The organism is Bacillus sp. 05T22 (assembly GCF_056396765.1).
Window position 1 is genome coordinate 1 of record NZ_JBFTMC010000072.1, and the last position, 23,403, is coordinate 23,403.

A 23,403-nucleotide genomic window follows, 5' to 3' on the forward strand; every position below is an offset into this window, starting at 1 on the left:
TCCAAAATGAATGCAGTACAATACACTAATAAAATTTGGAGGTTATAAAAATATGAGAAGTGAAAAAGAAATGATGGGTTTAATATTAAATGCAGCAAGAGAAGATGAGCGTATTCGCGCAGTGATTATGAATGGTTCTCGTGTGAATCCGAATGTGAAGAGAGATTGTTTTCAAGATTACGATATTGTATATGTTGTGAAAGATATACAGTCATTCACATCTGATCACAGTTGGATAAATAGATTTGGAAAAATAATGATTGTACAAATGCCAGAAGAAAGCACTTTAGTTCCACCCGAAGAGGATGGAAGCTTTCCTTATTTGATGCAGTTTATAGACGGGAATCGAATCGATTTGACTTTAGTTTCAGTAGAATTAATAGATGAAATTCTTGGTGGAGATAGTTTGAGTGTACTTCTTTTTGATAAAGATGGTGCTATTGAGCCATTTCCACCAGCAAATGATTCGGATTACTGTATAAAAAGGCCAACAGCAAAAGAATTTGCAGATTGCTGTAATGAGTTTTGGTGGTGTAGTACAAATGTAGCAAAAGGGTTGTGGAGAGAAGAACTTCCTTATGTAAAAGGAACGCTTGAAGGTCCTGTTCGAAATATGCTGATGCAAATGCTAGAATGGCATATTGGGATAAAAACAAATTTTACAGTAAACGCCGGAAAGTTTGGGAAGTATTTTGAACAATATCTTGAGGATGATTTGTGGAAACAATATATAGAGACATTTTCAAATGCAGATTATGACAATATTTGGAAGTCGTTCTTTGTAATGGGGGATTTATTTAGGGAAACTGCAATCGGAATTGCTAGCTATTTTAGTTTTGAATATCCACAAGGTGACGATGCTAGAGTAACAAGCTATCTAAAACATGTGAGATCTTTACCAAAAGATAGTCAAACAATTTATTAAGTGTATGATAGATAGAAATAAGACCGTTCCAAAATGGGACGGTCTTATTTCTGTTCAGGAACATGAATCATCCTGACAAAATAAGAATGAACTGCATATAAAATTTTAGGGAGGTTTTATTAATTATGTATTATTTTTATCCATCAGAGATACTAACTCCTTTTCAAGGGGTTTCAGAACGTAATACGCCTTTATATAATATGTATTCTTATTTGCCATACTCGAATGTATTTTATTATCAAAACTATTTGAGTGTAACGCCTGATTTGCTAAATGCTGGTTTGAAGAATGAGGTTCAAGGTGCAGAAGAAGATAGAGGCTCGTGGACACCTTTTTCTTGGGTTGAAAAATATGCTTATGCATTTTCTGGTCCATATAATAAAGCGGAAGTTGCCCTTACATTTGATGATGGACCAGACTTTGTATTTACTCCGCAAATACTAGATAAGTTAAAAAATTATGGTGTGAAAGCTACTTTTTTTCTTCTTGGTGAAAATGCAGAAAGATATCCTGATGTAGTAAAACGAATTGCAAATGAGGGTCATACTGTTGGGAATCATACGTATAACCACCCAAATTTAGTTAAAGTAAGTGATGAAGAATATCGTAATCAAATTGTAAGAACGGAAGAGATATTGCGGAAGTTGATAGGGTATGCACCAAAGTTTATACGTCCGCCTTATGGTGAAATACGTGAAAAACAATTAGAGTGGGCGACAGAACAGAATTTTATGATCGTACAATGGAGTGTAGATACAGTTGATTGGAAAGGAGTAAGTGCAGAGCAGGTTACAAATACTGTGTTAGGGAATGCGTTTCCAGGAAGTGTTATACTCCAGCATTCTACACCGGGAGGACATTTGCAAGGATCTGTGGATGCGCTAGATCGAATCATTCCTGAACTGAAAGTGAAAGGGTCACGTTTCGTGACGCTTCCTAACATGTTTCATACGTCGAAACAGAGAAAGTAAATGACCGATAAGGTGGACCTATAAATATAAAATACTGTATTCAGCTTGTACATCATTTAAACAAGAGTGGTGTATTTTTGTTTTTGGAAAATATAGGTTTTCGGTTGGTTTTTGTTGTATAATAAAACTATAAACTGACAAATAAGTTTGAAAATATGTGTGTGGATATGGAGGGAATAAGATGACATATGCGCTTGCAAATATAGGAGTGAGCTTGTTAATCGGTATTATATTTATACTATCCGCACTCATATTGCAAAAAAATCCACCAACAGATATTAACGCAGTATACGGATATCGAACAAAGCGATCAATGAAAAATAAAGATTTGTGGGATGTTGGAAATCAATATAGCGCTGAAGTTATGAAACAAAATGGACTTTTAATGATTTTAATAGGAAGTTTAATCGGATTGCTATTTTAATCCTTATGATAGTATTAATCATTCGTTTGTTTATACGGGTGGAGAAGAAATTAAAGGTACTGGAGAAACAATAAACTTTACTTGTGAAATTTTCAAGCTTTTCTATTAAGGAAGTACAAATAGTTTTGACCCCTGCACTATTTAAGTGGGGGTCAATTAAATTTTAGAAGTTATTGATTTTTAGCATATCTCGTCCTTTTTCTACGACAAATTCATAATATTCAAGCTCATATGGATAAATATCTTCAAATGTTATTGTAATAGATTTAGCGCTTTTGTTTAAAACTGGAATGCCTGTTGTAGATGAGATTTCTCCTTTTAAAAGCTGTAAAAAAGAAGTCGCATTTACTTTCATTACATCTTCAACTTCATCACCTGGAGCAAATGGAAGTGGTTTTGTAACAGCATGAAAATACATATGACACATTTCACGGTCAATGAAATGCGGGATTTCATGGTTGATTTTAAAAATGCCTTTGTACTCTAAATCAGTAGCTTGAAAGGAAAGTCCTAATTCCTCTTTTACTTCACGAAGACCCCCTATTCGTACATCTTCATCATGCATAATATGTCCCGCTGATGTAATATCCCATTTTCCTGGGAAATCTTTCTTGTTTTTAGCACGTAATTGGAAGTGTAGAAAGATGTCTTCATTATCTTTTTCTACAAACCAACAATGGAATGTTTCGTGCCAATCACCGTCACGATGTACATCATCACGTAGTTTTTTTCCAATTTTGTTTCCTTCTGTATCAAATATCGTTAACCATTCTGCCATTGATATTCCCCTTTCTGCACAGTTTATTATACAATGAATGTATGTAATTTTGGGAAAATAACGATAATTAAGTAGGGAGTGTATATGGAATGGGACTAGGCGAGAAAAAAATAAATTCGCTCATTTCAACAGAAGAAGAATTACGTCTTATTTTAGGATATCCAAGTGAACGCGCGGTGAAAAAAGTGATCCCATCACTCGATTATCATTGTCGTGAATTTCTATCTAAGTCTCCTTTTCTAGTAATATCTACTTCAGATGAATTTGGTCATTGTGATGCATCACCAAGAGGGGATGCACCTGGATTTGTATATGTTTTAAATGAAAATCAAATTGTAATTCCAGAAAGACCGGGGAATCGGAGAGTGGATTCTATCCTTAATATTTTATCTAACTCACGGGTGGGACTTATCTTTTTTATTCCAGGGCTTGGAGAATCATTACGGATAAATGGGCGTGCAACTATCACAAAAGACGAAGAGATTTTAGAGAAAATGCAAGTAAGGGGTCGCAATCCACTTCTCGGAATCGTTGTAAAAATAGAGGAGTGTTTCATCCATTGTGCAAAAGCATTTATACGTTCTGAATTATGGAATCCAGATTCTTGGTTAGAAAAAGAAGCATTACCATCAGCAGCAAAAATGCTTGCTGATCATGCCAAAGTAAATGCAAATGAAGAAGAAGTCGCACGTTCTTTAGAAGAAAGTTATACAAAAAGATTATATTGAAAATATTGCATAGTACATTGATTGATAAAATATATAAATATAATTAATGATTTAGGAATCTAAAGAGCATTCATTCTATTGGTAATCAGTATTTAAAATCAAAAGCATAATTGTTTTACTTGATATTTTTATCCCGCATTAACGGGCAGTAAGACCCCCACCTCAAAATTTGGAAAAGCAAAGAAGTTGGAAGGGGGATGAGCTGCCCGTAAAAGCCCGATTGGTGAGGGCTAATAATCAGTGGGGGATGAAGAAAACCCCCACTGATTAAAGTTTCACTTTATGTGAATTCCAATTTTAAAAAGGTAATTATGTAGGTTTAATCATTTTTTTAGTAGTTTAAATTATTATCTTGAAATAAGTTATAAAAGTGTAATTATCTTGTGGAAAATAAAAGGTATAATTTTTTTCTCAAAAACGGGCTTGATTTTTCGAATTTTCGTAATTATAATAATTTAACAAATAGACATGAACGAAAAGTAACGATAAGGACATGAGATAATTTTTACGGTTTACAGAGAGGGAAGCCAAAGGCTGTGAGCTTCCTAACACGGGGAATTCTCTTACCACCTTTGAACTTCAATAGTGAACGAGTAATCTAGTAATTATTGACGGTCTCAGCCGTTATCTGATCTTGAGCAATCCGAGGTGAATGTATATTTGGATTGGAACAAGGGTGGAACCACGAAAACACATTCGTCCCTTTTATAGGGATGAGTGTGTTTTTTTATACAAAGTTAATATTCGAAAATTAAAAATATAAAAAATATTCCTTGCTTTTGTATGATATGTACGTATAATAATTTAACAAATAGATATGAACGAAAAGTAGTGATAAGGACATGAGATAATTTTTACGGTTTGCAGAGAGGGAGGCCAAAGGCTGTGAGCTTCCTAACACGAGAAATAATCTTACCACCTTTGAACTTCAATAGTGAACGAGTAATCTAGTAATTATTGACGGTTTCAGCCGTTATCTGATCTTGAGCAATCCGAAGCGAATGTATATTTGGATTGGAACAAGGGTGGAACCACGAAAACACATTCGTCCCTTTTATAGGGATGAGTGTGTTTTTTTTATAAAATGTATTACTGAATTGAAAGGAGGTGCAGTGGAGTGAAACGAGTGATCCGAACGAGAATCACCATTAACTGCGCAAATAGGAAGAAGATAATGGTCAAGTAGTTTAAAAAATAGGAGGAGATTAAAAAATGAGCAATGTAGTACATGTTGGAGTATTAGGACTTGGAACAGTAGGGAGCGGTGTCGTTCATATTTTGGAAGATCACAAGGAGAAAATAAGTCTTGATACAGGATATGAAGTAAAGGTAAAGGCAGTGGCAGTACGTGATGTGGAAAAAGAACGAGATGTTTCAATTGATGGAATCATGATAACAAATGATGCAGATGAAATTTTAGAAGATCCCAATATTGATATCGTAGTAGAGGTGATGGGTGGAATTCAAGAAGCAAAACAGGCTATTATAAGGGCGTTATGTAATAAGAAACATGTCGTAACTGCAAACAAAGATTTAATGGCTGTATACGGTAATGAATTGTTAAAATTAGCGAATGCAAATGGTTGTCAGTTGTATTATGAAGCAAGTGTAGCTGGAGGAATTCCAATTTTAAGAGGACTAGTAGACGGCTTAGCTTCTGATCATATTGAAAAGATTATGGGAATTGTAAATGGCACAACGAATTATATACTAACAAAAATGAGTCAAAATGGTTGGTCGTATGAACAGGCGCTTCAAGAAGCTCAAAAGCTAGGCTTTGCAGAATCAGATCCGTCAGCAGATGTAGATGGACTGGATGCTGCACGAAAGGTAGCTATTCTTGCAAACTTAGGATTTTCGATGAATGTTTCTTTAGATGATGTACATGTTCGAGGTATTCGAAATGTAGAAAAAAAAGATTTAGAAATGGCTGGGAAGCTAGGTTTTACTATGAAGCTAGTCGGGAAAGCGGAGAAGCAAGGTTCAGCTATTAATTTAAGCGTAGCACCTACTTTATTACTGAGTCAGCATCCACTATCCAGTGTGAATAACGAATTTAACGCTGTATATGTACACGGTCATGCGGTTGGTGAAGTTATGTTTTATGGGCCAGGGGCTGGAAAATTGCCAACAGGATCTGCTGTAGTAAGTGATATTATTTCAATCGTTAAAAATATGAATCAAATAGTGAAAAGTCAAGGTGTGTTAAAAGAGTCAGTGCCTTATACACTAAAAGGGGATGAAGAAGTTGTCTCGAAATATTTTTTACGCATTTTATTACGTGATGAACCAGGGATGTTTCGCAAAATCACAGAATGTTTCGTCAATGAATCGATTAGCTTAGAAGAAATTGTGCAACTTCCATTAAATCAAGAGCTTGCGGAAATTGTGATTGTGACGCATCAAACTTCAAAGTACCAATTCGAAAAAGTTTTAACATTACTAGAGAATGTAGCAAATGAAATAAAAAGTTATTACGCTATTGAGGAGGAAAAACAATATGTATAAAGGATTATTAAAACAATATGCTTCATATTTACCAGTGAATGACAATACACCAGATGTAAGCTTGATGGAAGGGAATACACCACTCATTCCACTTCTGAATATTTCTAAAGAATTAGGGATTCATTTGTATGGAAAATATGAAGGTGCTAACCCTACAGGATCTTTTAAAGATAGAGGGATGGTGATGGCAGTTGCGAAAGCAAAAGAAGAAGGATCACAGGCAATTATTTGTGCATCAACAGGTAATACATCAGCAGCGGCAGCGGCATACGCTGCTCGTCTTGGGCTGAAGTGTATTATCGTTATACCAGAAGGGAAAATTGCTCATGGGAAATTAGCACAAGCTATTGCGTATGGAGCAGAGATTATTTCAATTGAAGGAAACTTTGATGACGCACTTCGAGCTGTACGTCAGATTGCAGATGAAGAACCAATTACATTAGTAAACTCTGTTAATCCATATCGAATTGAAGGACAAAAAACAGCTGCGTTTGAAATTTGTGATCAGTTGCAAAAAGCACCAGATGTCCTTGCTATTCCGGTTGGAAATGCAGGGAATATTACGGCATACTGGAAAGGTTTTTGTGAATATGAGAAAGAAAAGGGATTCAAGAAACCTAGAATTCACGGTTTTGAAGCCGAAGGAGCAGCTGCAATTGTAAAAGGTCATGTCATTGATTCACCAGAAACAATCGCAACTGCAATTCGTATTGGTAATCCAGCAAGCTGGTCCTATGCTGTAGAAGCAGCAGAGCAATCAAACGGTGAAATTGATATGGTATCAGACGAAGAAATCTTAAGTGCCTATCAGTTGCTAGCAAAAACAGAAGGAGTTTTTGCAGAACCAGGGTCAAGTGCTTCTCTAGCAGGTGTAATTAAACATGTTCAAGCAGGGAAAATCAAAAAGGGAGAGACAGTTGTTGCTGTATTAACAGGGAATGGTTTAAAAGATCCTGATATTGCTATTGCCTCTAATCACTTAGAGATTGCAAGTGTTTCAAACGATATGGAACAAATAAAAGAACATATTAAAGGAGTGATTGTTTCGTGATTCCATTTAAAGTTCGTGTTCCAGCTAGTACGGCAAATGTAGGTCCGGGTTTTGATTCTGTTGGAATAGCATTATCATTATATTTGGAAGTGGCTGTGAAGGAACAATCAGCTCATTGGCATGTTATACATTCATTCGATTCTTCTATCCCAAATGATGAGAGAAACTTAATTGTAAGTACAGCACTTAAAGTATGTCCTTCGTTATCTTCCTATATAATAGAAGTTACTAGTAATATTCCACTTACGCGAGGATTGGGGAGCAGCGCATCAGCCATTGTAGCAGGAATAGAACTTGCCAATGAACTTGGAGAATTACATTTAACAACAGATGAGAAAGTTCATCTTGCTACAAGTTTTGAGGGACACCCTGATAATGTAGCTGCTTCTATTTTAGGAGGTACTGTTATTGGCGCGATGGATGGGAATCATGTATCTGTTGTTAGAATAGAGAGTAAAGAATTAGGTGTAATCTCTCTTATTCCTGATGAAGAATTAAATACAAATAAAAGTCGTTCTGTATTGCCAGAAACATTTCAGTTTCATGATGCTGTTCGTGCAAGTGCAGTCAGCAATGTTTTAGTAGCAGCGTTATGCCAAAAGAAGTGGGAAATTGTTGGTGAAATGATGGAAAGAGATCAATTTCATGAACCATATCGTTCACAGCTTGTTCCATTTTTACCCGCAGTTCGGATGTATGCGAAAAAGTTTGGAGCATATGGGACAGCACTTAGTGGGGCTGGTCCATCTCTTTTTATATTGACTCCATATGAAAAACGCGAGGAAGTTGCTGAACAATTAGCAAAAGTGTTTCCGGCGATGCAAGTTTGTGAGCTGGAAATTGATCATGAAGGAACAGTTGTGAAAAGGGAACAAAGTGCTGGTAGAACAGAAGAGAAGTATAGTATATAGATAAGGGATTAAAGAAGCGAAGTCTCTTATATAATAGACATAAAGGAGTCGAACTCTTTTCTTGTTTTAGGTTGGTGTAGTAACAACCGTAATACAAGAATTTTGAGACAGGCTTCTTTTTTATGCTCTTTGCCATATTCCTGTAACAAACCACCTATATATTCAGTGGTGGAGGTGCAGAAGATGAAAAAAATGATGACAATATGTCTTCTTACAACAATGACAATTACGGCTGGATGCAATTGGACACAAAAAAATGTTTCACAGGAATTCAAAGCAAAAAAAGTAACATATAAAGATTTTACGTATGAGGTTAATCCAGAAACGTTTGCTTTAACGATAGACCATGATGGAGTGAAGGAGCAAGCATCACAGCCTTTACCGAAAATGAAAGTATCAAAGTTGAAAAAAGATGATACACATACATCATGGGAATATCCTGATCAGAAAATAAAAGTGAATTTAGAAAAGAAAAAAGATCATGTAGATATTGCGATTGAATCTACAGGTGCAGAAAGCTTTACTTGGCCAAAAGTACAAGCTGAAAATTATACACTTCCTTTATGGGAAGGTAAGTATATTCCGAGCAATGATGAAAATTGGAAGAAATTCTTAAAGGATGAAACGTATTCATTTGCGGAATCATTTTCAATGAAATTTTTTGCATTAAATGGTTCGAAATATTCCATGGTATTTGTTGCAAACAATATGTTTAATAATGAAGTTGAATTTCATTCTGATCCGAAAATTGGATTTGATTTTACCCATGAATTTCCGAGTATTAACAAAAATAAATCATACGGTTTTCAACTGTATGTGACTGATAATGATGCGGTGAATATTGCAAAATTGTATAAGAACAATATTGTAGAGAAAGGTGAATTTAAAACATTACAAGAGAAAGCAAAACAAAATAAAGAAGTTGAAAAGTTATACGGAGCAGCTCACTTTTATTTTTGGAATCAAAATGCTTTATCGCAAAGTAATATAGATTGGCCAAAACTAAGACAACAAATCAATAGTCCTATATTTGGGTGGATGAAAGAACTGATTCAAAAATATAGTAAAGAGCCTGGCGAATTAAATGTATTTGATCAAATTAATAAGCAAGATTTTATTGATAAGTATCAGGAAAATGTTGTTTTACGTTATATAAATGAAGTGTTAGGAATGAAGGAGTTTTATAAAGAAGATATGTTTCCGAAAGTTGATGATGAGGCAAATCAATTATTGAAAAAAGGCGTAGATCACTTAACTGAAACGGAATTGTATAGTTTAAATAAACATTTGTTAAAATCAACACTTGGTGATGCAGTTGAGGATGTTGACAAATGGGGTAGTGCAGATGGAACGAATGTATTAAAAGAGATGGATGAAGCTGGTATTGAACATGCATGGATTGGACTGCCGAACTGGGAACAAGGATTCATTCAACCGGAATTTGTGAAGCTAGCTGAGAAAATGGGATATTTAGTTGGTCCATATGATTCTTATCATTCCATTCATGAAAAAGGCGATAAAAATTGGAATACAGCTTCCTTTAAAGATCCTTCACTATTTGAAGATGCAACGGTTGCCAAAAAAAATGGTGAGAAAATACAAGGATTTCTAGGAAAAGGTCGTAAATTAAATCCGACATTATCTTTACCTAGTGTGAAAGAACGAGTTAGTGGCATATTAAATAATGGTACCCCATTTAATTCATGGTTTATTGATTGTGACGCCACAGGGGAAATTTATGATGATTATTCTCCAAAGCATATTACAACACAAGAGCAAGATTTAAAAGCACGTTTAGCACGAATGGATTATATAGCGAAAGAAAAAGGTATGGTTGTTGGTTCTGAGGGTGGAAATGATTTTGCAAGTCAAGTGATTGCTTTTGCACATGGTATTGAAACACCCGTTATTAAATGGGCCGATGAAGATATGAGAAAGAATAAGACAAGTCCATATTATGTTGGGGGTTACTGGTCGCCAAATCAAAATGTTCCAGAAAAGTATGCAAAACAAGTACCAGTGAAGGAAGAATATAAACAAGTGTACTTAAACCCAGTGTATTCAATACCTTTATATAAATTAGTGTACAATGACTCTGTCATTACAACTCATCATTGGGAATGGGGTAGCTTGAAGGTAAAAGATGAAGTCGGAAATCGTATGTTATATGAACTATTGTATAACGTTCCTCCTTTATATCACTTAGATGAAGTTGAATGGAAGAAGCATAAAAATGAAATTACACATCATTTAAAAACATGGGAAGCATTTCATAAAAAAGCAGTAACAGAAGAGATGACGAATTTTGCATATCTTTCAAAAGACAAACTTGTGCAAACAGCTTCCTATGGAAAGGACATAAAAATAATTGTAAACTTCTCTGATCAAGATGTAAAAACAGAAGATACAGAAATACCAGCAAAATCGGCTGTTATTTTTGACGAAGGTAAGAAAATGATTTACAAACCTGAAATAAATAAACAGTGATAAATGTAGCAGGTTCCCACTGGTATGGTAACGAAAGTGCTAAACTGGTGGGGATTTTTTTACTAGTATACAACAGGATTGTAAATTTTTTGAAATTATCATTTGATGTCTTGTTAAAATCCAACACGAGAGTATAATGTGAAATGAAATACATATTGATTTTACTTCTTTACAACGAAACCTTACAAAAATGTAAGGTGAATGAAATGAAATTCAATATGAAGATTAATAGACATGGAGTATACTAGGAAAAGAGAAAGAGAGGAGAATAGACATGAGCTCTGAATTAGAACAAAACACAAGAAGTAAAAAGAAACGTTCTAAAAGAAAATCTGTGAAGTGGTTCATTTTGATTCCATTTTTACTACTCATTTTTGGTGGAGTAGGATATGGTTCGTTTTTATATAATAAAGCAAATGCGGTTGTAAGTGATGCGTATGCAAAAATTGAGAAATCAACTAAACGCGATAAAGAGGTTGAACCGTTAAAAGATAATATTTCTGTTTTAATCATGGGTGTTGATGGAAGTGATATTCGAAAAGGACAATATGGAGAAGCTGTTCGTACGGATGCGCTATTATTGGCAACAATTAATAAAGGTGATAAATCAGTAAAATTAGTAAGTATTCCACGTGATTCTCGCGTGTATATTCCATCAAAAAAGAAATTGGATAAAATTACGCATGCCCATGTATTCGGTGGAGTTGAAAGTACACGGGATACAGTAGAGAGATTTTTAAATGTTCCAGTTGACTATTATGTGAAATTCAACTTTGATTCCTTTGTGAAAATTGTAGATTCACTTGGTGGTATTGATGTGGATGTACCAGTTGCATTTACAGAACAAGATAGTAAAGATCAAGCAGGTATGATTCATTTAGAGAAAGGCTACCAACATTTAAACGGAGAGCAAGCTCTTGCGTTAGCACGAACTCGTAAAATTGATAGTGATGCAATGCGTGGTCAAAGACAACAGCTCGTTATTGAAGCAATTGCGAAAAAAGCAATGTCTGTTCAATCAATTAGTAAATTAGGTTCCCTTTTAGATGCAGTTGATAGCAATATGAAAACAAACTTAACATTTGATGATATGCTTTCCATTACAAGAAATATGGCCGGAACTGATTTACAGATGGAGAAAATGCAAATAGAAGGTACGGATAAACGTATCGGTGGTATTTATTACTACATTCCAAACGAAAAAAATGTGCAAGACATTTCTAAAAAGTTGAATGAACATCTAGGTGTTACGCCAAAAGCAGCACGAAACTAATTGTAAAAGGTTGGCGCCTGGCCAACCTTTTTTGATTTATAATATATATGGGTATTAAATAAATCAAAATATTATTGGAGTTATTTAAAAATGTTTACATATATAATAAAATGCATATATATAGTTAGTGAGAAATTACGAAGTACACGAATTAGGGTAAAACTTCCTTTGTATATAGTTTATTAATGTTCATTTTAGAAGATTGAAAAGAAATTGAATAGATTAATATGAATGGAAGAATTATATAAGATTAATAGAAAGGAATTTCATAGAATGGGAAATGTATTTAATGTAAAAAGCATTATAGTCACAATAGTGGCTGTTGTTGCGATCGCAGTGGGGTATTTTATGTTTCAATCAATCACATCACCAGCTAGGGCAGTAGCAAATCAAGCGAATTCTTTACAGCTTGCAAGTGAGCAGTCAAAAGTGGAGATGAATAAAACAGCACCAAGTCAATTTAATGGTCAAGTCAGAAAAGTTGCCTACCTTACATTTGATGATGGGCCAGGAAAATATACGGCTGAACTACTAAATATATTAAAACAAAATGATGCGAAAGCAACATTTTTCTTAATCGGTGCAAATGTAAAACAATTTGCAGATTTAGTAAAGCGTGAGAAAGCAGAAGGTCATTATGTGGGTATGCATAGTATGACACATGATTTCAAAAAATTGTATACAAATGGCGAGTATGTGAATGAAATGAAAGAAGATCAAGGCTTAATAGCAAATATTATTGGAGAATTTCCGAAATTAACACGTCCTCCGTACGGTTCTATGCCTGGTTTAAATGAAGCGCTTCGTAATAAAGTAGTAGAAGATGGCTTAAAAGTTTGGGATTGGACGATTGACTCTTTAGATTGGAGATATAATAAAATGCCTGTTGATGCTGCTTCAGCAAAAATTGTTGAAAATGTAATTACAGGTGCAACGAATCCTAAAGAAGTTATCTTAATGCATGATATTCATCCGCAATCTGTTGCAGCAGTACCGGCAATTATAAAAGGATTAAAAGAAAAAGGTTATGAATTTGAAGCGTATCATGAAGGTGATCACTTCCCGTTGAATTTTTGGCATGACAAACGTATGTAACATAGGAGGAAAAGAAGTTGGGTTATAGAAAATTAGCACTAGTTGGAGCATTATCAGTAGGATTATTATCAGGTTGTTTTGGCGAAAAGCCAGAAGAAAATCTATTTGTTGCATTTGAAAACGCAGCTAAACAAGAAAAGTCATTGTTTGAAGATGCGAAAAAATTAGAGACGCTGGAAAAACAAGGACAGGAATTATATGCTCAAATTATAAAAGAAGGAAAAGAGCATAATGAGGCTGTTGCCCAAAAATTAGACCAAGCAGTTTCAAATGTGGGCGAGCGTGAAAAAATATTAAAAAATGAAAAAGATGCATTAGAGAAAGCACAGAAAGAGACGAACTCAGTTCAAAGTAATGTAGAGAAAATTGAAGATAAAAAAATACAAAAACAAGCGAAAAAAGTAGAAGAAGCTTATAAGAATCGTTATGATGCTTTTCAAAAAATGAACGAAAGCTATATGAAATCAATGGCGATTGAAAAAGAACTTTATGCGGAGTTAAAAGTAAAAGAAACAAAGTTAAAAGAAATCGGCGAGAAAGTGAAAGCTGTAAATCAATTAACGGAAGAAATGCAAAAAGAAAAAGAGAAGTTCAATGGATATACAAAAGAGTATAATGAAGGAAAACTAGCATTCTATAAGGAAGCGAAAATTAAGGTTAAGGAACAAAAATAAAGTACATAAATCCAAATTAAAAAACTGCCATAAATCCTTTCTTTTTAGGGGGAGAGAGCATCCGGCCATGCATAGAAGTGGTCAGATCCTCTTCTTGCCCCATGCTAAGTGAAAACAGAGAGAGAAAACGAGTGCAAGTCACCTATTTTCTTTGTAGCAGCGATTTATATGTCGAAAAATCAAAGTGGATTTATATAGTATGATGTTAGGTAATACGTAAATTTAAGGTGTAAGGCTCAAATGCGAAAAGGTAATGAAATACCTTAATCAAATAATATAGACAAAAAAGCCGAAAGACATTTAAAATATAATGTTTTTCGGTTTTTTTAACTTGTAGGACAGAAAAGACTGGAAATGAAATTCTAAAAGAGTTATAGTTTAATGTTTAAGGAGAAAAAAGATGTTTCAGAAAAGAAATGATGAACATCATATAAGTAAGGAGAATGAAAAATGACATATGAATTTTTACTCAAATTAGGTTTGGCACTCTTTTTAGGTTTATTTATAGGGATTGACAGGCAACTAAAGAATAAACCACTCGGTGTGAAAACAAGTATGGTCATTTCTGTAGCAAGTTGTTTAATTACGATGGTTTCGATTGAATCTGTGAATGTTTACTCTTCACCAGGACATACAAATATGGACCCAATGCGTTTAGCAGCACAAATTGTAAGTGGTGTTGGTTTCCTTGGGGCAGGTGTAATTTTAAGAAGAAATAATGATGTGATTTCAGGATTAACAACAGCATCAATGGTTTGGGCAGCATCTGCTTTAGGGATTGCAATTGGGGCAGGCTTTTATATACAAGCAATAGTTGCGATGATTTTAATTATATTAGCTATAAATGTATTGCCACACCTTGTTAAAATAGCAGGTCCTTATTCTTTAAGACAAAGGGATTTAGCGATTAAAATTATCGTAAAAGAGCACCGAGAATTAGATGGCATTTTTAAACAAATTAAAAACTTAAACATGCAAGTGAAACGCGTGAAAATTAAAGATATTGATAGTGAATCTCAGCAATTAGAAATGGTTATATTAGCACCTGAAGATTTATATACAACCGAATTATACAGTTCCTTAAAGGAAATTGATCATATTGTTTCGGTTGAGGTTGAAAGTAGATAATTATAAAGTTTAATGAGTGAAACAAGATTAAATCAAAAAAGGGTGATGAAATTCACCCTTTTTTATTTGAAAAGTATTGTTTTTTTACACTATTATGAGTAGTAATAACCATCCTTTAGTTTTAGAAAAAATAAAGAAGTTAAGCGAAAGATGAAGAACCTCCCATGATTAAAATTCCACTTTATCAGCAGGGAAAACAAGACCGATTTGTTGTCTAGCCTCCCATAATTTTTTTGCTTTAACCTTGAATAAACCGCTGTAAGAGAAAAGTCTTATAATATACGTGAATCTTCGATAGATCTAGTTGTGATTGTATTTGTTCCAACTATTCCAACTTTAAAATGTTTTTGATATGAATTGCCATAGGAAATTAATTATATAGGGAAGAAAGGGAAATATTAAATGATTTGCTTAATTGATATAGATCCTATGTTCCCCTTTGGTATAATGAGGGACAAGAGGGGGAGAGGAAATGGATATAACAATTAGAAAGGCAACAGAAAAGGATATAAAAGGGATCGCAAAAGTGCATGTTGATAGTTGGAAAATAACATATAAAGGAATAATATCTGATGAAATCATAGACAATGCAACGTATGAAAGTCGGGAAAAGCAATGGGAAAATATCTTTAAACAAGCAGTAGGAAATGAATATAGGTATGTGGCAGAAACGTTTGATCAGAAAATTATAGGATTTATTGATGGTGGTCATGAAAGAACAGGAAAGTATAATTGTGACGGAGAACTGTATGCGATTTACTTATTGAAAGAATATCAAGGAAATAAATTAGGAAAGAGATTATTTCAAGAACTTGTGTCAGAATTTATAAAAAATGATATGTCTTCTGTATTAGTATGGGTTGTTTCYAGTAATCCTTCTAAGCTTTTTTATGAAAAATTTAGACCAGAACTCATTGATACAAAATTTTTGAAAAGGTTAGATGTAGAAGAAACAGCATATTGTTGGAGAAATATTAAAAGTCTGTATAAGAGCTTAACATAATAAAATAATTATATTATGTTAACAGTTGTTGTTATTGTATTGTAGGATTGAATAAAAATAAAATATGAAGTTTTCAGCTTACGAATGTATTTAGCCCATGGGAAGGTGTATTCATACTAGGACTTTTATTACAGAATTAAAAAATGTATACTTTTTACCAATAAATACCAAGTATAAAACGTGTGATTTTTAAACATTTTAATATATAAAGGAGGTGAACGGTAATGGCTAGAAATCGTAATTCAAATCAGTTAGCATCAAACGGAGCACAAGCAGCTCTTGATCAAATGAAGTATGAAATTGCACAGGAATTTGGTGTACAACTCGGAGCCGATACTTCTTCACGTGCGAATGGTTCTGTAGGTGGTGAAATCACAAAACGCCTTGTAGCTATGGCAGAACAACAGCTTGGTGGCGGGTATACTCGTTAATTTAAAGCAGTATGAAAGAAAGGAAGAATTCTTCCTTTCTTTTTTGTATAGCTTTTACTAAAACAAAAGTGAGTTTTCCATTTAATAGCACGAATATACTGTTGTAAGGATTGGGAAAATAGAAGTAATGCTATGATATACTCCAATTTCTTTTGTTATATAAGTTGAAAAGCAGACAAAATGTGATAGCCCTGATGAAATTTAAAAATGAATTTCATCAGGGTTACTATATGGAAAGAAATACGTGAGGAAGGGTCTCGAAATCAACATGCTAAAAAAAGAAAACTGTTGTTTAATTGCACTTGCATCTGTTCCACTTGTTATGACATTAGGAAATTCGATGCTAATTCCAATCCTTCCGACACTTGAAAAAAAACTCCATATCTCTTCTTTTCAAGTATCCATGATTATTACATTATATTCTATCGTTGCGATTGTATTGATTCCGATTGCTGGGTATTTATCGGATCGCTGGGGACGTAAAATGGTAATGGTTCCAAGTTTGTTAATTGCAGCTATCGGTGGTGCAATAACGGGTTGGGTATCATGGAAAGTGGAAAATCCATATGTTTGGATTCTAATTGGAAGAGCGATTCAAGGGATAGGTGCTGCTGGAGCGATGCCAGTTGTAATCCCATGTGTTGGCGATTTATATAAAGATGAAAAACAAGTAAGTACGGGATTAGGGATTATTGAAACGTCAAATACATTTGGGAAAGTTCTAAGTCCAATATTAGGTTCTGCTCTCGCAGCAGTAGTATGGTTTTTACCATTTTGGTCCATTCCAGTTTTATGTGCAGTTGCTATCATCTTATTATTACTGTTAGTAAAAGCAAAGAAACAAGAAAATCAAGCACCACCTCTCAAAGAATTCATTCAATCAATTGGTTCGACTTTCCAAGAAAAGGGAAGATGGTTAGTCGCAATTTTTGCATTAGGTGCTATCATTATGCTCATATTATTTGGAATTCTTTTTTATTTGTCTACGATATTGGAAGAGAAATATAACATTCATGGAATTTGGAAAGGATGTATACTTGCGATTCCGTTGCTTGTATTATCAATAAGTTCATACATGGCAGGAAAGAAAATTGGTGATGACCAAGATGTTATGAAAAAATGTATATATATCGGGTTTATATTAGCAGCCGCGTCTGTTATACTTCCATTATTTTTAAAAGGCATTTACTTGTTAATTCTTTGTCTTGTTGTTATGGGAAGCGGAATCGGGATTGCTTTACCGTGTTTAGATGCTCTTATTACACAAGGAATTGAAAAAGAACAAAGAGGAACTGTTACCTCTTTTTATAGTTCAATGCGTTTTATTGGTGTAGCAGCGGGACCACCTCTGTATTCTTACTTTATGAAGGGTACAGATCATGAAGTATTTTACGTAACCTGTATATTTGCAGTTGTTGGAGCAATTATTACAATTGTGTGGATTAAGCCTAAAAAGAATAATAAACCTTTAAATTCAGTTCCGGAACCTAAATCTTAATTCGAAATTTTATAAGAGATATTAAAAAATCCATCCGCAAATGATTGCAAATGGATTTTTTAATATCTCATTTCAACTTGTTAGTTMTCTTTCGTATGATCAACATAGCGACCATAATCGGGTATTGTTAGTTAATCGGAATTTTCAATAAGTTTATTCAGGCCCGCTGTTAATGACTTATCGGATATCGGAATTCCATATAAGTAACTGCTCCTTTTATGAACATTATACAAGAAATACAACTTTAATTATTGTTTAACAATTACCTATAAATATACTGAACCGTTATACTTTCTTTTCTAAAAAATGAGTTGTTTTAGCATGTAAAGAGCAACTCCCCAAATAATAACCCCTGAAATTTTATTTAGAATTGCAATTGTGTTTCCTGATGAATGTAATTTTCCAAGCACGCGCCCTGCAAATGCTAAGCCAATAAACCAAAGCCAAGAAACTATAATTGTTGTAAAAGTAAAGGCCCATTTTTCGCTGCCTACATATTGAATAGAGTTTGTGCCAATGACGCCAATTGTATCTAAAATTGCATGTGGATTCAATAAGGAAACAGAAGCGGCAAAGATAATTTGCTTTTTGATAGTCATCGTTTTTGCTTCAATCGTCTCTTTTGTAGAATCACTTTTCCAAATCATCCATCCCATATAAATCAGAAAGAAAAATCCAATTACATAAAGTGTTGTTGTTAGCCATGAAAAGGTCAGAAGCATAAGTGATACCCCTTGTACTGCAATCAAAATTAAAATTGTATCGCAGATTGATGCGGTTAGGACAACTGGTGTAGCCCGTAAAATATTTGGCTGACTAGCACCTTGGTTAAAGACAAAGACGTTTTGTACACCTAATGGAATAATGAGTCCAAACGCAAGAACCATTCCGTGAAGAATTGCTTCAATCATTTTATTTCCTCCCATATAAATTACTGAAATATGATAGTGTATATTGTATAAAAGAAAATCGAAATTGTATCCATCCATATGGTTGGATAACAAACCAACCAAAAATCAGTGGAGTGATAATATGGAACGATTTGACTGGAAGCCAATATTTACGTCTTTCTTATTCATATGCCTCAATGCATGATATAGAGAACGGGATTGAAATGGTTGCGAGATTGATAAAGAATCTCTCAGTATAATAATCACAATTTTTAGAAGTGAAAAATGATATCATAAATACCAGTAATTGAAAAAGGAGAAGAAATATGAAACAATATGTCATTTGTCAGGTTATCGATGGAACAAAGTATTTAGCTGCCTATGCAGAAACAAAACAAGAAGCGATTGAAAAAGCAGAATTATTAGGGTTAAGGACGGGAAGCCGCTACGTTGTTGTTACTGCTGAAGAAGCGGAGGGATTACAGTATCCCTAATTGTTAAGCTACTAAAATAGAGAGAAAGAGTGAATCTAAGATTCGCTCTTTTTTCATATTTGTATAAAATTAACTTCAAATATCATTTCTTTGTTTCTAAGATAATACTATACTTATTTCTGTATATTATAATATTTTATTTGAAAACAGTAATAAGAATGCTGTATGAGCTTATAAGTATTATTTTAACCATAGAAAATACATAGATGATAGAGGAGAGAATAAAATGAATGAAGTAAACATACGGCCTAAAAAAAGGTCTAAGTATCGTATTATGTTAGGAACGTGGTATTACTCTGTAAAAAGGAATATTCAATGGTTAACGGATGGGAAAAAGTATGCTAAAACTTTTCAACAAGAAAAGTTACCTTGTACTGTTATACAGCATCGAACGATACTGCTTCGTAAACTTAAAGATGTAGATATGTGGTATCAAGAGAATAAAATTATTAATTTGAARATYGCTATTAAACAGYTAAATGGTGTTGTMATTAARCCGGGAGAAACATTTTCTTAYTGGCGTTTRATAGGTAAGMCTACRARGAGAAAAGGATATGTAGAAGGAATGGTATTGCATTATGGTATTTTTAAACCAGGAGTTGGAGGTGGGCTTTGTCAACTTTCAAATTTAATATACTGGATGACATTACATACAACACTAACCGTAACAGAGCGATATCGTCATAGCTATGATGTATTTCCTGATTCAAAGCGTACACAGCCGTTTGGAAGTGGTGCGACTTGCTCCTATAACTATCTTGATTTACAAATAAAAAATGAAACAGATCAAGCTTATCAACTTCATCTTTACGTGACAGATGAACACTTAGTAGGGGAATGGAGAACAGCCTATCCTCAGCTTTACCAATATGAAGTATATGAAAAAGAACATGCAATTAAGCCAGCGTATTGGGGTGGCTATATCCGATGTAATGTCATACATCGTAGAGCGTTTAATCAACAAAAACAGTTTGTTGAGGATCAATATGTAACGGGAAATCACGCAATAATGATGTATGAGCCACTTCTGGCTTATAGTAGTGGTAAAAGTGAGGAGTAGTACTTTATGAAGAAGCCTAATAAAATGAAACTTTAATTTTACGGGTAGTTAATCTTACCTCTAACATCTAACATCTTTACTTTCGTCGGACTTTGAGTTGGAGGTATTATTGTTCGTAAGTAGTAGGATAAAACATTTAGTTTATTAGGCTTATTTCTTTTTTATCCCGCATTAACGGACAGTAACACTCCCACCTCAAAATTCAGCGAAAGCAAAGAAGTTAGGTGGGAGATGAACTGTCCGTAAAAGCCCGATTCGTTCAACTAATAATCAGTGGGGGATGAAGAAAACCCCCACTGATTAAAGTTTCACTTTATGATTTAGTGGTCTTACAATATCCATGTGAAAATAATGAAAAAAGTAAATGAATACAGTAAGAGGTATTTTTCTAAGGATTCTATGGATAGCGATGCTAATTTCTTTTTCAAATTCGATTCCCGTTTCTAAATCGATTAATATATGTTTTGAAATTCCAAGACTGTAAAAATTTTTCGGTAGCGTTAAAACCAGACTGATAAAGCCATTCTTTTTCCTCAGTAGTTAATTGGAATTTTGTACTTGTAATTGTTCCAGTTGGAATTGCAATGGTTCTTGCTTTCGATTCTTTATCTAGATGGCGTAAGTCATGTGCTTGCATCATCGTTTTGAATAAGCCTTTAAACATCGAGATGGGATCTTCATAAGGGACAGGTTCAGCTTGTATTTCATTTTTTACAAAATGAAAGCCAAAAGTTGGCCAACGGGGTATATTAGGTGAGTCAAAAATCCAAATTGGATAATTACTAAGAAGACCTCCATCAACCATATAACAAGGTTGTTTCCATTTAGGTGTTTTCCATTTTACTGGTTCGAAATAGAAAGGGATAGTACTGCTCATTCTAACAGCTTTTGCGATAGAGAAATCTTGATTTGTAAATCCATAGTTTGGTAAATCATCAGGGAAAATAACCATCTTTCCATTACTAATATCTGAGGCAATGATTTTTAAGTTTTGTGGATTAGATAAGTCGCTAAAATTATGAATCCCTTTTTTGTGTAGTAAGTCTTCTAACCATGTTTCTAAAAAATCATTTGAATAAATCCCTAATTTAGCCCATGCATTTAATCCCTTTCCTACAAAAGGAATTTTCTCAAGTAAAGTTTTTTTTATAAATTGATGATAATTAACGTTACTAATAATTATTTTTAATTCTTCACAAGAGTAACCTGCTGCCAGAAGGGCTGCAATAATAGCTCCAGCTGATGTTCCCGCTACACGTTCACATTCATAGCCTTGCTTTGCTAATGCACAAATTGCACCAACATGTGCAATTCCTCGAACGCCGCCACCTTCAAAGACACCATCGATGTTCATAGAAATAATTCCTTTCAAAGATTGGATTTGCCGTATAGCAAAAAAGCACGTGATTCACGTGCTTTTTTACAATAGTTTTTAAAGCTACTTAGCAACCGATGAWGCCACCCCAGCAGCTAGCTCCAATGATGATTAAAAGGATGAATAAAACGATTAATAAAGCGAAACCGCCGTAACCACAACCGCCACCGCAACTACCACCAAAACCACCAAAACCGCCGTAACCGCCGCCACCGCAACTGCCACCAAAACCGCCGTAACCGTAACCCATATGGAATGCCTCCTTATAATAAGAGTTGGAATAAAGAAAAATGAACAATTAGAGGATCTGCTATAAGGAATTATGAAAGATCGTGTTTGTAGGAACACTGTATACTATGCTGTTTTAAACTTATTCGCGTCCTAGGGATAAGCCCGTTTTTTTGAATAGCTTATTTCGATTTTTTAGGATGAAGGATGTACTGTATGTGTGTTATGATACGGATAAGCACATTTACGTAAGGAGAAGTTATGAGAAACCAGATTGATTTATTAATTGATAAATATGATTTAACACATATGAAACCAGAACTATTAGTTACTATATTTCCATGTGTAAAAGTTATTCCGAGACAAGAGGAGTCACTTTCAATTGGCTGTTCAAAGATGGGGGGAATGCCTGATGTTCCATCTACATTTGAATACCCAACTTATGAAGGGAAGGCATTAGATTTTATTGCACAATTCAATCTAGCTGACCTACAAGGCGTGAACATAGAGCATGACTTACCTAAAACAGGTATGTTGTATTTCTTCTATAATGGCAATTATCAATATGAAGGTACTTGGCGTGTTCTATATTATAACGTTTCGCTAGAACAATTACAGAGGATAAGTGGTCAACCATCAAAATATACACAATGTGCATTATCATTTAAGCTAACATATAAACTCCCTGAGCTATTTATTGAAGATGAAGCTGATTCGGATCGTTTTCTACAACTATTAGAGGAATTAATGCCAGATCATTATGATAATCATCAAGTATTTGGTGAACCGTTCTCAGTGCAAAGAGAAGTATTTGAGGAGGCTGGAGAATATGCTGGTATTAATGATCAGGATATGACATTGTTATTCCAAGTTGACTCTGACTATACAAATTGTAATATGATGTGGGGAGATTTAGGGATGCTGTATTTCTGCATTGGAAATGAAGATTTAAAGCAACGTCGTTTTGAAAATACATGCTGTGTATTGCAGTCTTGTTAGAAGGAAAAGCAGTAGTTAATTCTTATTGAGGAGTTTACTGCTTTTCTTTTATGATATATTTTTTAAAAATTCGATATTTAGTGATGATAAAATAATGATTAATAAATATGCACAATCCCATATTTTCTTTTTGAAAAAGTATTGTATACTTTAAAAATATATGAACATTGTTTATGATTTTAAGTAGAAGGGCGTGAMAAGATGAGATGAAGAAATCAAACAAGTACTTAACAGCTGTCGCACTTTGTTCAACGATTATGATTGGTGGTTTACAAGTTCCTGCAGTATCTTATGCAGCTACAAATGAAAAAGTAGACGATATAAAACCGGATACCAAATTATTAAAAAGTTTCCAAAAAGAATTAAAAAAACATATTGATAATCGTGAAGAAAATATTACAATCGCATATAAAACAAAAGCTAAGAATGGTAGAGAAGTGATGGATACGCTCTATAAAGAGTATACTAAGAT

The 23,403-nt window shown here is 34.0% G+C and carries 21 protein-coding genes, 2 pseudogenes and 2 other annotated features; of the genes and pseudogenes, 19 read left to right on the forward strand and 4 right to left on the reverse strand.

Features of this window, described 5'->3' with window-relative positions; translation table 11 throughout:
• Positions 1–52 precede the first annotated feature (52 nt).
• The 3 genes and pseudogenes from AC1DIT_RS19110 (at position 53) to AC1DIT_RS19120 (ending at position 2,394) form a co-directional block, all read left to right on the forward strand.
• Positions 53–925, forward strand: coding sequence for an aminoglycoside 6-adenylyltransferase (locus AC1DIT_RS19110; RefSeq protein ID WP_016114535.1), 873 nt, complete (start codon positions 53–55; stop codon positions 923–925).
• A 125-nt stretch (positions 926–1,050) separates the two neighbouring features.
• Positions 1,051–1,896 carry a peptidoglycan-N-acetylglucosamine deacetylase gene (locus AC1DIT_RS19115; RefSeq protein ID WP_003196991.1) on the forward strand — a complete coding sequence of 282 codons (846 nt, stop codon included), beginning with the start codon at positions 1,051–1,053 and terminating at the stop codon, positions 1,894–1,896.
• A 181-nt stretch (positions 1,897–2,077) separates the two neighbouring features.
• A pseudogene (locus AC1DIT_RS19120) lies at positions 2,078–2,394 on the forward strand (SdpI family protein).
• A gap of 89 nt (positions 2,395–2,483) precedes the next feature.
• Here the strand turns inward: AC1DIT_RS19120 and AC1DIT_RS19125 are convergent.
• Positions 2,484–3,098 carry an NUDIX hydrolase gene (locus AC1DIT_RS19125; RefSeq protein ID WP_003196996.1) on the reverse strand — a complete coding sequence of 205 codons (615 nt, stop codon included), beginning with the start codon at positions 3,096–3,098 and terminating at the stop codon, positions 2,484–2,486.
• A gap of 89 nt (positions 3,099–3,187) precedes the next feature.
• Here AC1DIT_RS19125 and AC1DIT_RS19130 point away from each other — a divergent pair, with 89 nt between their 5' ends.
• The 12 genes from AC1DIT_RS19130 to AC1DIT_RS19185 all read left to right on the forward strand — a co-directional run bounded on the left by AC1DIT_RS19130 (position 3,188) and on the right by AC1DIT_RS19185 (position 17,885).
• Entirely contained in the window at positions 3,188–3,826 is a 639-nt protein-coding gene (locus AC1DIT_RS19130; RefSeq protein WP_003196998.1) for a pyridoxamine 5'-phosphate oxidase family protein, read from the forward strand.
• 473 nt (positions 3,827–4,299) lie between these two features.
• Positions 4,300–4,533, forward strand: a binding site (T-box leader).
• A 115-nt stretch (positions 4,534–4,648) separates the two neighbouring features.
• Positions 4,649–4,882: a binding site (T-box leader), on the forward strand.
• Positions 4,883–5,038: 156 nt separating this feature from the next.
• Positions 5,039–6,334 (forward strand): homoserine dehydrogenase, encoded by a 1,296-nt coding sequence (locus tag AC1DIT_RS19135; protein WP_016114537.1) that lies wholly within the window; start codon positions 5,039–5,041, stop codon positions 6,332–6,334.
• Positions 6,327–7,385, forward strand: coding sequence for a threonine synthase (gene thrC, locus AC1DIT_RS19140; RefSeq protein ID WP_016114538.1), 1,059 nt, complete (start codon positions 6,327–6,329; stop codon positions 7,383–7,385). Before AC1DIT_RS19135 ends, thrC begins: the two co-directional genes overlap by 8 nt.
• Positions 7,382–8,296, forward strand: coding sequence for a homoserine kinase (gene thrB, locus AC1DIT_RS19145; RefSeq protein WP_016114539.1), 915 nt, complete (start codon positions 7,382–7,384; stop codon positions 8,294–8,296). The genes thrC and thrB overlap by 4 nt, the downstream gene beginning before the upstream one ends.
• 183 nt (positions 8,297–8,479) lie before the next feature.
• On the forward strand, positions 8,480–10,783 hold the full coding sequence (locus tag AC1DIT_RS19150) for a glycoside hydrolase (RefSeq protein WP_016114540.1): 2,304 nt from the start codon (positions 8,480–8,482) through the stop codon (positions 10,781–10,783).
• 274 nt (positions 10,784–11,057) lie between these two features.
• Positions 11,058–12,056 (forward strand): LCP family protein, encoded by a 999-nt coding sequence (locus AC1DIT_RS19155; RefSeq protein ID WP_016114541.1) that lies wholly within the window; start codon positions 11,058–11,060, stop codon positions 12,054–12,056.
• Between the two features lie 273 nt (positions 12,057–12,329).
• Complete coding sequence (locus AC1DIT_RS19160; RefSeq protein ID WP_016114542.1) at positions 12,330–13,151, forward strand: peptidoglycan-N-acetylglucosamine deacetylase; 822 nt, start codon at positions 12,330–12,332, stop codon at positions 13,149–13,151.
• 17 nt (positions 13,152–13,168) lie between these two features.
• Complete coding sequence (locus tag AC1DIT_RS19165; protein ID WP_016114543.1) at positions 13,169–13,825, forward strand: YkyA family protein; 657 nt, start codon at positions 13,169–13,171, stop codon at positions 13,823–13,825.
• A 450-nt stretch (positions 13,826–14,275) separates the two neighbouring features.
• Positions 14,276–14,953, forward strand: a complete 678-nt coding sequence (locus AC1DIT_RS19170) for an MgtC/SapB family protein (protein ID WP_003197014.1) — start codon at positions 14,276–14,278, stop codon at positions 14,951–14,953.
• Between the two features lie 472 nt (positions 14,954–15,425).
• Positions 15,426–15,956, forward strand: a complete 531-nt coding sequence (locus AC1DIT_RS19175; RefSeq protein ID WP_016114544.1) for a GNAT family N-acetyltransferase — start codon at positions 15,426–15,428, stop codon at positions 15,954–15,956.
• A gap of 224 nt (positions 15,957–16,180) precedes the next feature.
• The gene (locus tag AC1DIT_RS19180) at positions 16,181–16,387 is read left to right on the forward strand and encodes an alpha/beta-type small acid-soluble spore protein (RefSeq protein WP_016114545.1); all 207 of its coding nucleotides are present in this window, start codon (positions 16,181–16,183) and stop codon (positions 16,385–16,387) included.
• Positions 16,388–16,655: 268 nt separating this feature from the next.
• Entirely contained in the window at positions 16,656–17,885 is a 1,230-nt protein-coding gene (locus AC1DIT_RS19185) for an MFS transporter (RefSeq protein WP_016114546.1), read from the forward strand.
• A 299-nt stretch (positions 17,886–18,184) separates the two neighbouring features.
• Here the strand turns inward: AC1DIT_RS19185 and AC1DIT_RS19190 are convergent, their stop codons facing one another.
• Complete coding sequence (locus AC1DIT_RS19190) at positions 18,185–18,796, reverse strand: LysE/ArgO family amino acid transporter (protein WP_016114547.1); 612 nt, start codon at positions 18,794–18,796, stop codon at positions 18,185–18,187.
• A 305-nt stretch (positions 18,797–19,101) separates the two neighbouring features.
• Here AC1DIT_RS19190 and AC1DIT_RS19195 point away from each other — a divergent pair, with 305 nt between their 5' ends.
• The gene (locus tag AC1DIT_RS19195; RefSeq protein ID WP_003197025.1) at positions 19,102–19,269 is read left to right on the forward strand and encodes a DUF3933 family protein; all 168 of its coding nucleotides are present in this window, start codon (positions 19,102–19,104) and stop codon (positions 19,267–19,269) included.
• A gap of 226 nt (positions 19,270–19,495) precedes the next feature.
• Entirely contained in the window at positions 19,496–20,329 is an 834-nt protein-coding gene (locus AC1DIT_RS19200; RefSeq protein ID WP_476998350.1) for a VanW family protein, read from the forward strand.
• 424 nt (positions 20,330–20,753) lie between these two features.
• Here the strand turns inward: AC1DIT_RS19200 and AC1DIT_RS19205 are convergent, their stop codons facing one another.
• Complete coding sequence (locus tag AC1DIT_RS19205; RefSeq protein WP_016114549.1) at positions 20,754–21,683, reverse strand: patatin-like phospholipase family protein; 930 nt, start codon at positions 21,681–21,683, stop codon at positions 20,754–20,756.
• A gap of 88 nt (positions 21,684–21,771) precedes the next feature.
• Entirely contained in the window at positions 21,772–21,954 is a 183-nt protein-coding gene (locus AC1DIT_RS19210) for a YjcZ family sporulation protein (protein ID WP_476998351.1), read from the reverse strand.
• A 239-nt stretch (positions 21,955–22,193) separates the two neighbouring features.
• On the opposite strand from AC1DIT_RS19210, the gene AC1DIT_RS19215 reads away from it, so the two are divergent.
• The gene (locus AC1DIT_RS19215) at positions 22,194–22,931 is read left to right on the forward strand and encodes a YwqG family protein (RefSeq protein WP_016114551.1); all 738 of its coding nucleotides are present in this window, start codon (positions 22,194–22,196) and stop codon (positions 22,929–22,931) included.
• A 206-nt stretch (positions 22,932–23,137) separates the two neighbouring features.
• Positions 23,138–23,403 (forward strand): annotated as a pseudogene (locus AC1DIT_RS19220) (transglutaminase domain-containing protein); the annotation flags it as partial.

What these genes read in the sequence shown, in the direction of transcription:
- AC1DIT_RS19160 (WP_016114542.1), top strand. Translation starts at nt 12,330, where the DNA reads ATGGGAAATGTATTTAATGTAAAAAGCATTATAGTCACAATAGTGGCT.
- AC1DIT_RS19135 (WP_016114537.1), top strand. Translation starts at nt 5,039, where the DNA reads ATGAGCAATGTAGTACATGTTGGAGTATTAGGACTTGGAACAGTAGGG.
- AC1DIT_RS19130 (WP_003196998.1), top strand. Translation starts at nt 3,188, where the DNA reads ATGGGACTAGGCGAGAAAAAAATAAATTCGCTCATTTCAACAGAAGAA.
- AC1DIT_RS19170 (WP_003197014.1), top strand. Translation starts at nt 14,276, where the DNA reads ATGACATATGAATTTTTACTCAAATTAGGTTTGGCACTCTTTTTAGGT.
- thrC (WP_016114538.1), top strand. Translation starts at nt 6,327, where the DNA reads ATGTATAAAGGATTATTAAAACAATATGCTTCATATTTACCAGTGAAT.
- AC1DIT_RS19180 (WP_016114545.1), top strand. Translation starts at nt 16,181, where the DNA reads ATGGCTAGAAATCGTAATTCAAATCAGTTAGCATCAAACGGAGCACAA.
- AC1DIT_RS19190 (WP_016114547.1), bottom strand. Translation starts at nt 18,796, where the DNA reads ATGATTGAAGCAATTCTTCACGGAATGGTTCTTGCGTTTGGACTCATT.
- AC1DIT_RS19195 (WP_003197025.1), top strand. Translation starts at nt 19,102, where the DNA reads ATGAAACAATATGTCATTTGTCAGGTTATCGATGGAACAAAGTATTTA.
- AC1DIT_RS19155 (WP_016114541.1), top strand. Translation starts at nt 11,058, where the DNA reads ATGAGCTCTGAATTAGAACAAAACACAAGAAGTAAAAAGAAACGTTCT.
- AC1DIT_RS19125 (WP_003196996.1), bottom strand. Translation starts at nt 3,098, where the DNA reads ATGGCAGAATGGTTAACGATATTTGATACAGAAGGAAACAAAATTGGA.
- AC1DIT_RS19115 (WP_003196991.1), top strand. Translation starts at nt 1,051, where the DNA reads ATGTATTATTTTTATCCATCAGAGATACTAACTCCTTTTCAAGGGGTT.
- AC1DIT_RS19185 (WP_016114546.1), top strand. Translation starts at nt 16,656, where the DNA reads ATGCTAAAAAAAGAAAACTGTTGTTTAATTGCACTTGCATCTGTTCCA.
- AC1DIT_RS19150 (WP_016114540.1), top strand. Translation starts at nt 8,480, where the DNA reads ATGAAAAAAATGATGACAATATGTCTTCTTACAACAATGACAATTACG.
- AC1DIT_RS19110 (WP_016114535.1), top strand. Translation starts at nt 53, where the DNA reads ATGAGAAGTGAAAAAGAAATGATGGGTTTAATATTAAATGCAGCAAGA.
- AC1DIT_RS19215 (WP_016114551.1), top strand. Translation starts at nt 22,194, where the DNA reads ATGAGAAACCAGATTGATTTATTAATTGATAAATATGATTTAACACAT.
- AC1DIT_RS19205 (WP_016114549.1), bottom strand. Translation starts at nt 21,683, where the DNA reads ATGAACATCGATGGTGTCTTTGAAGGTGGCGGCGTTCGAGGAATTGCA.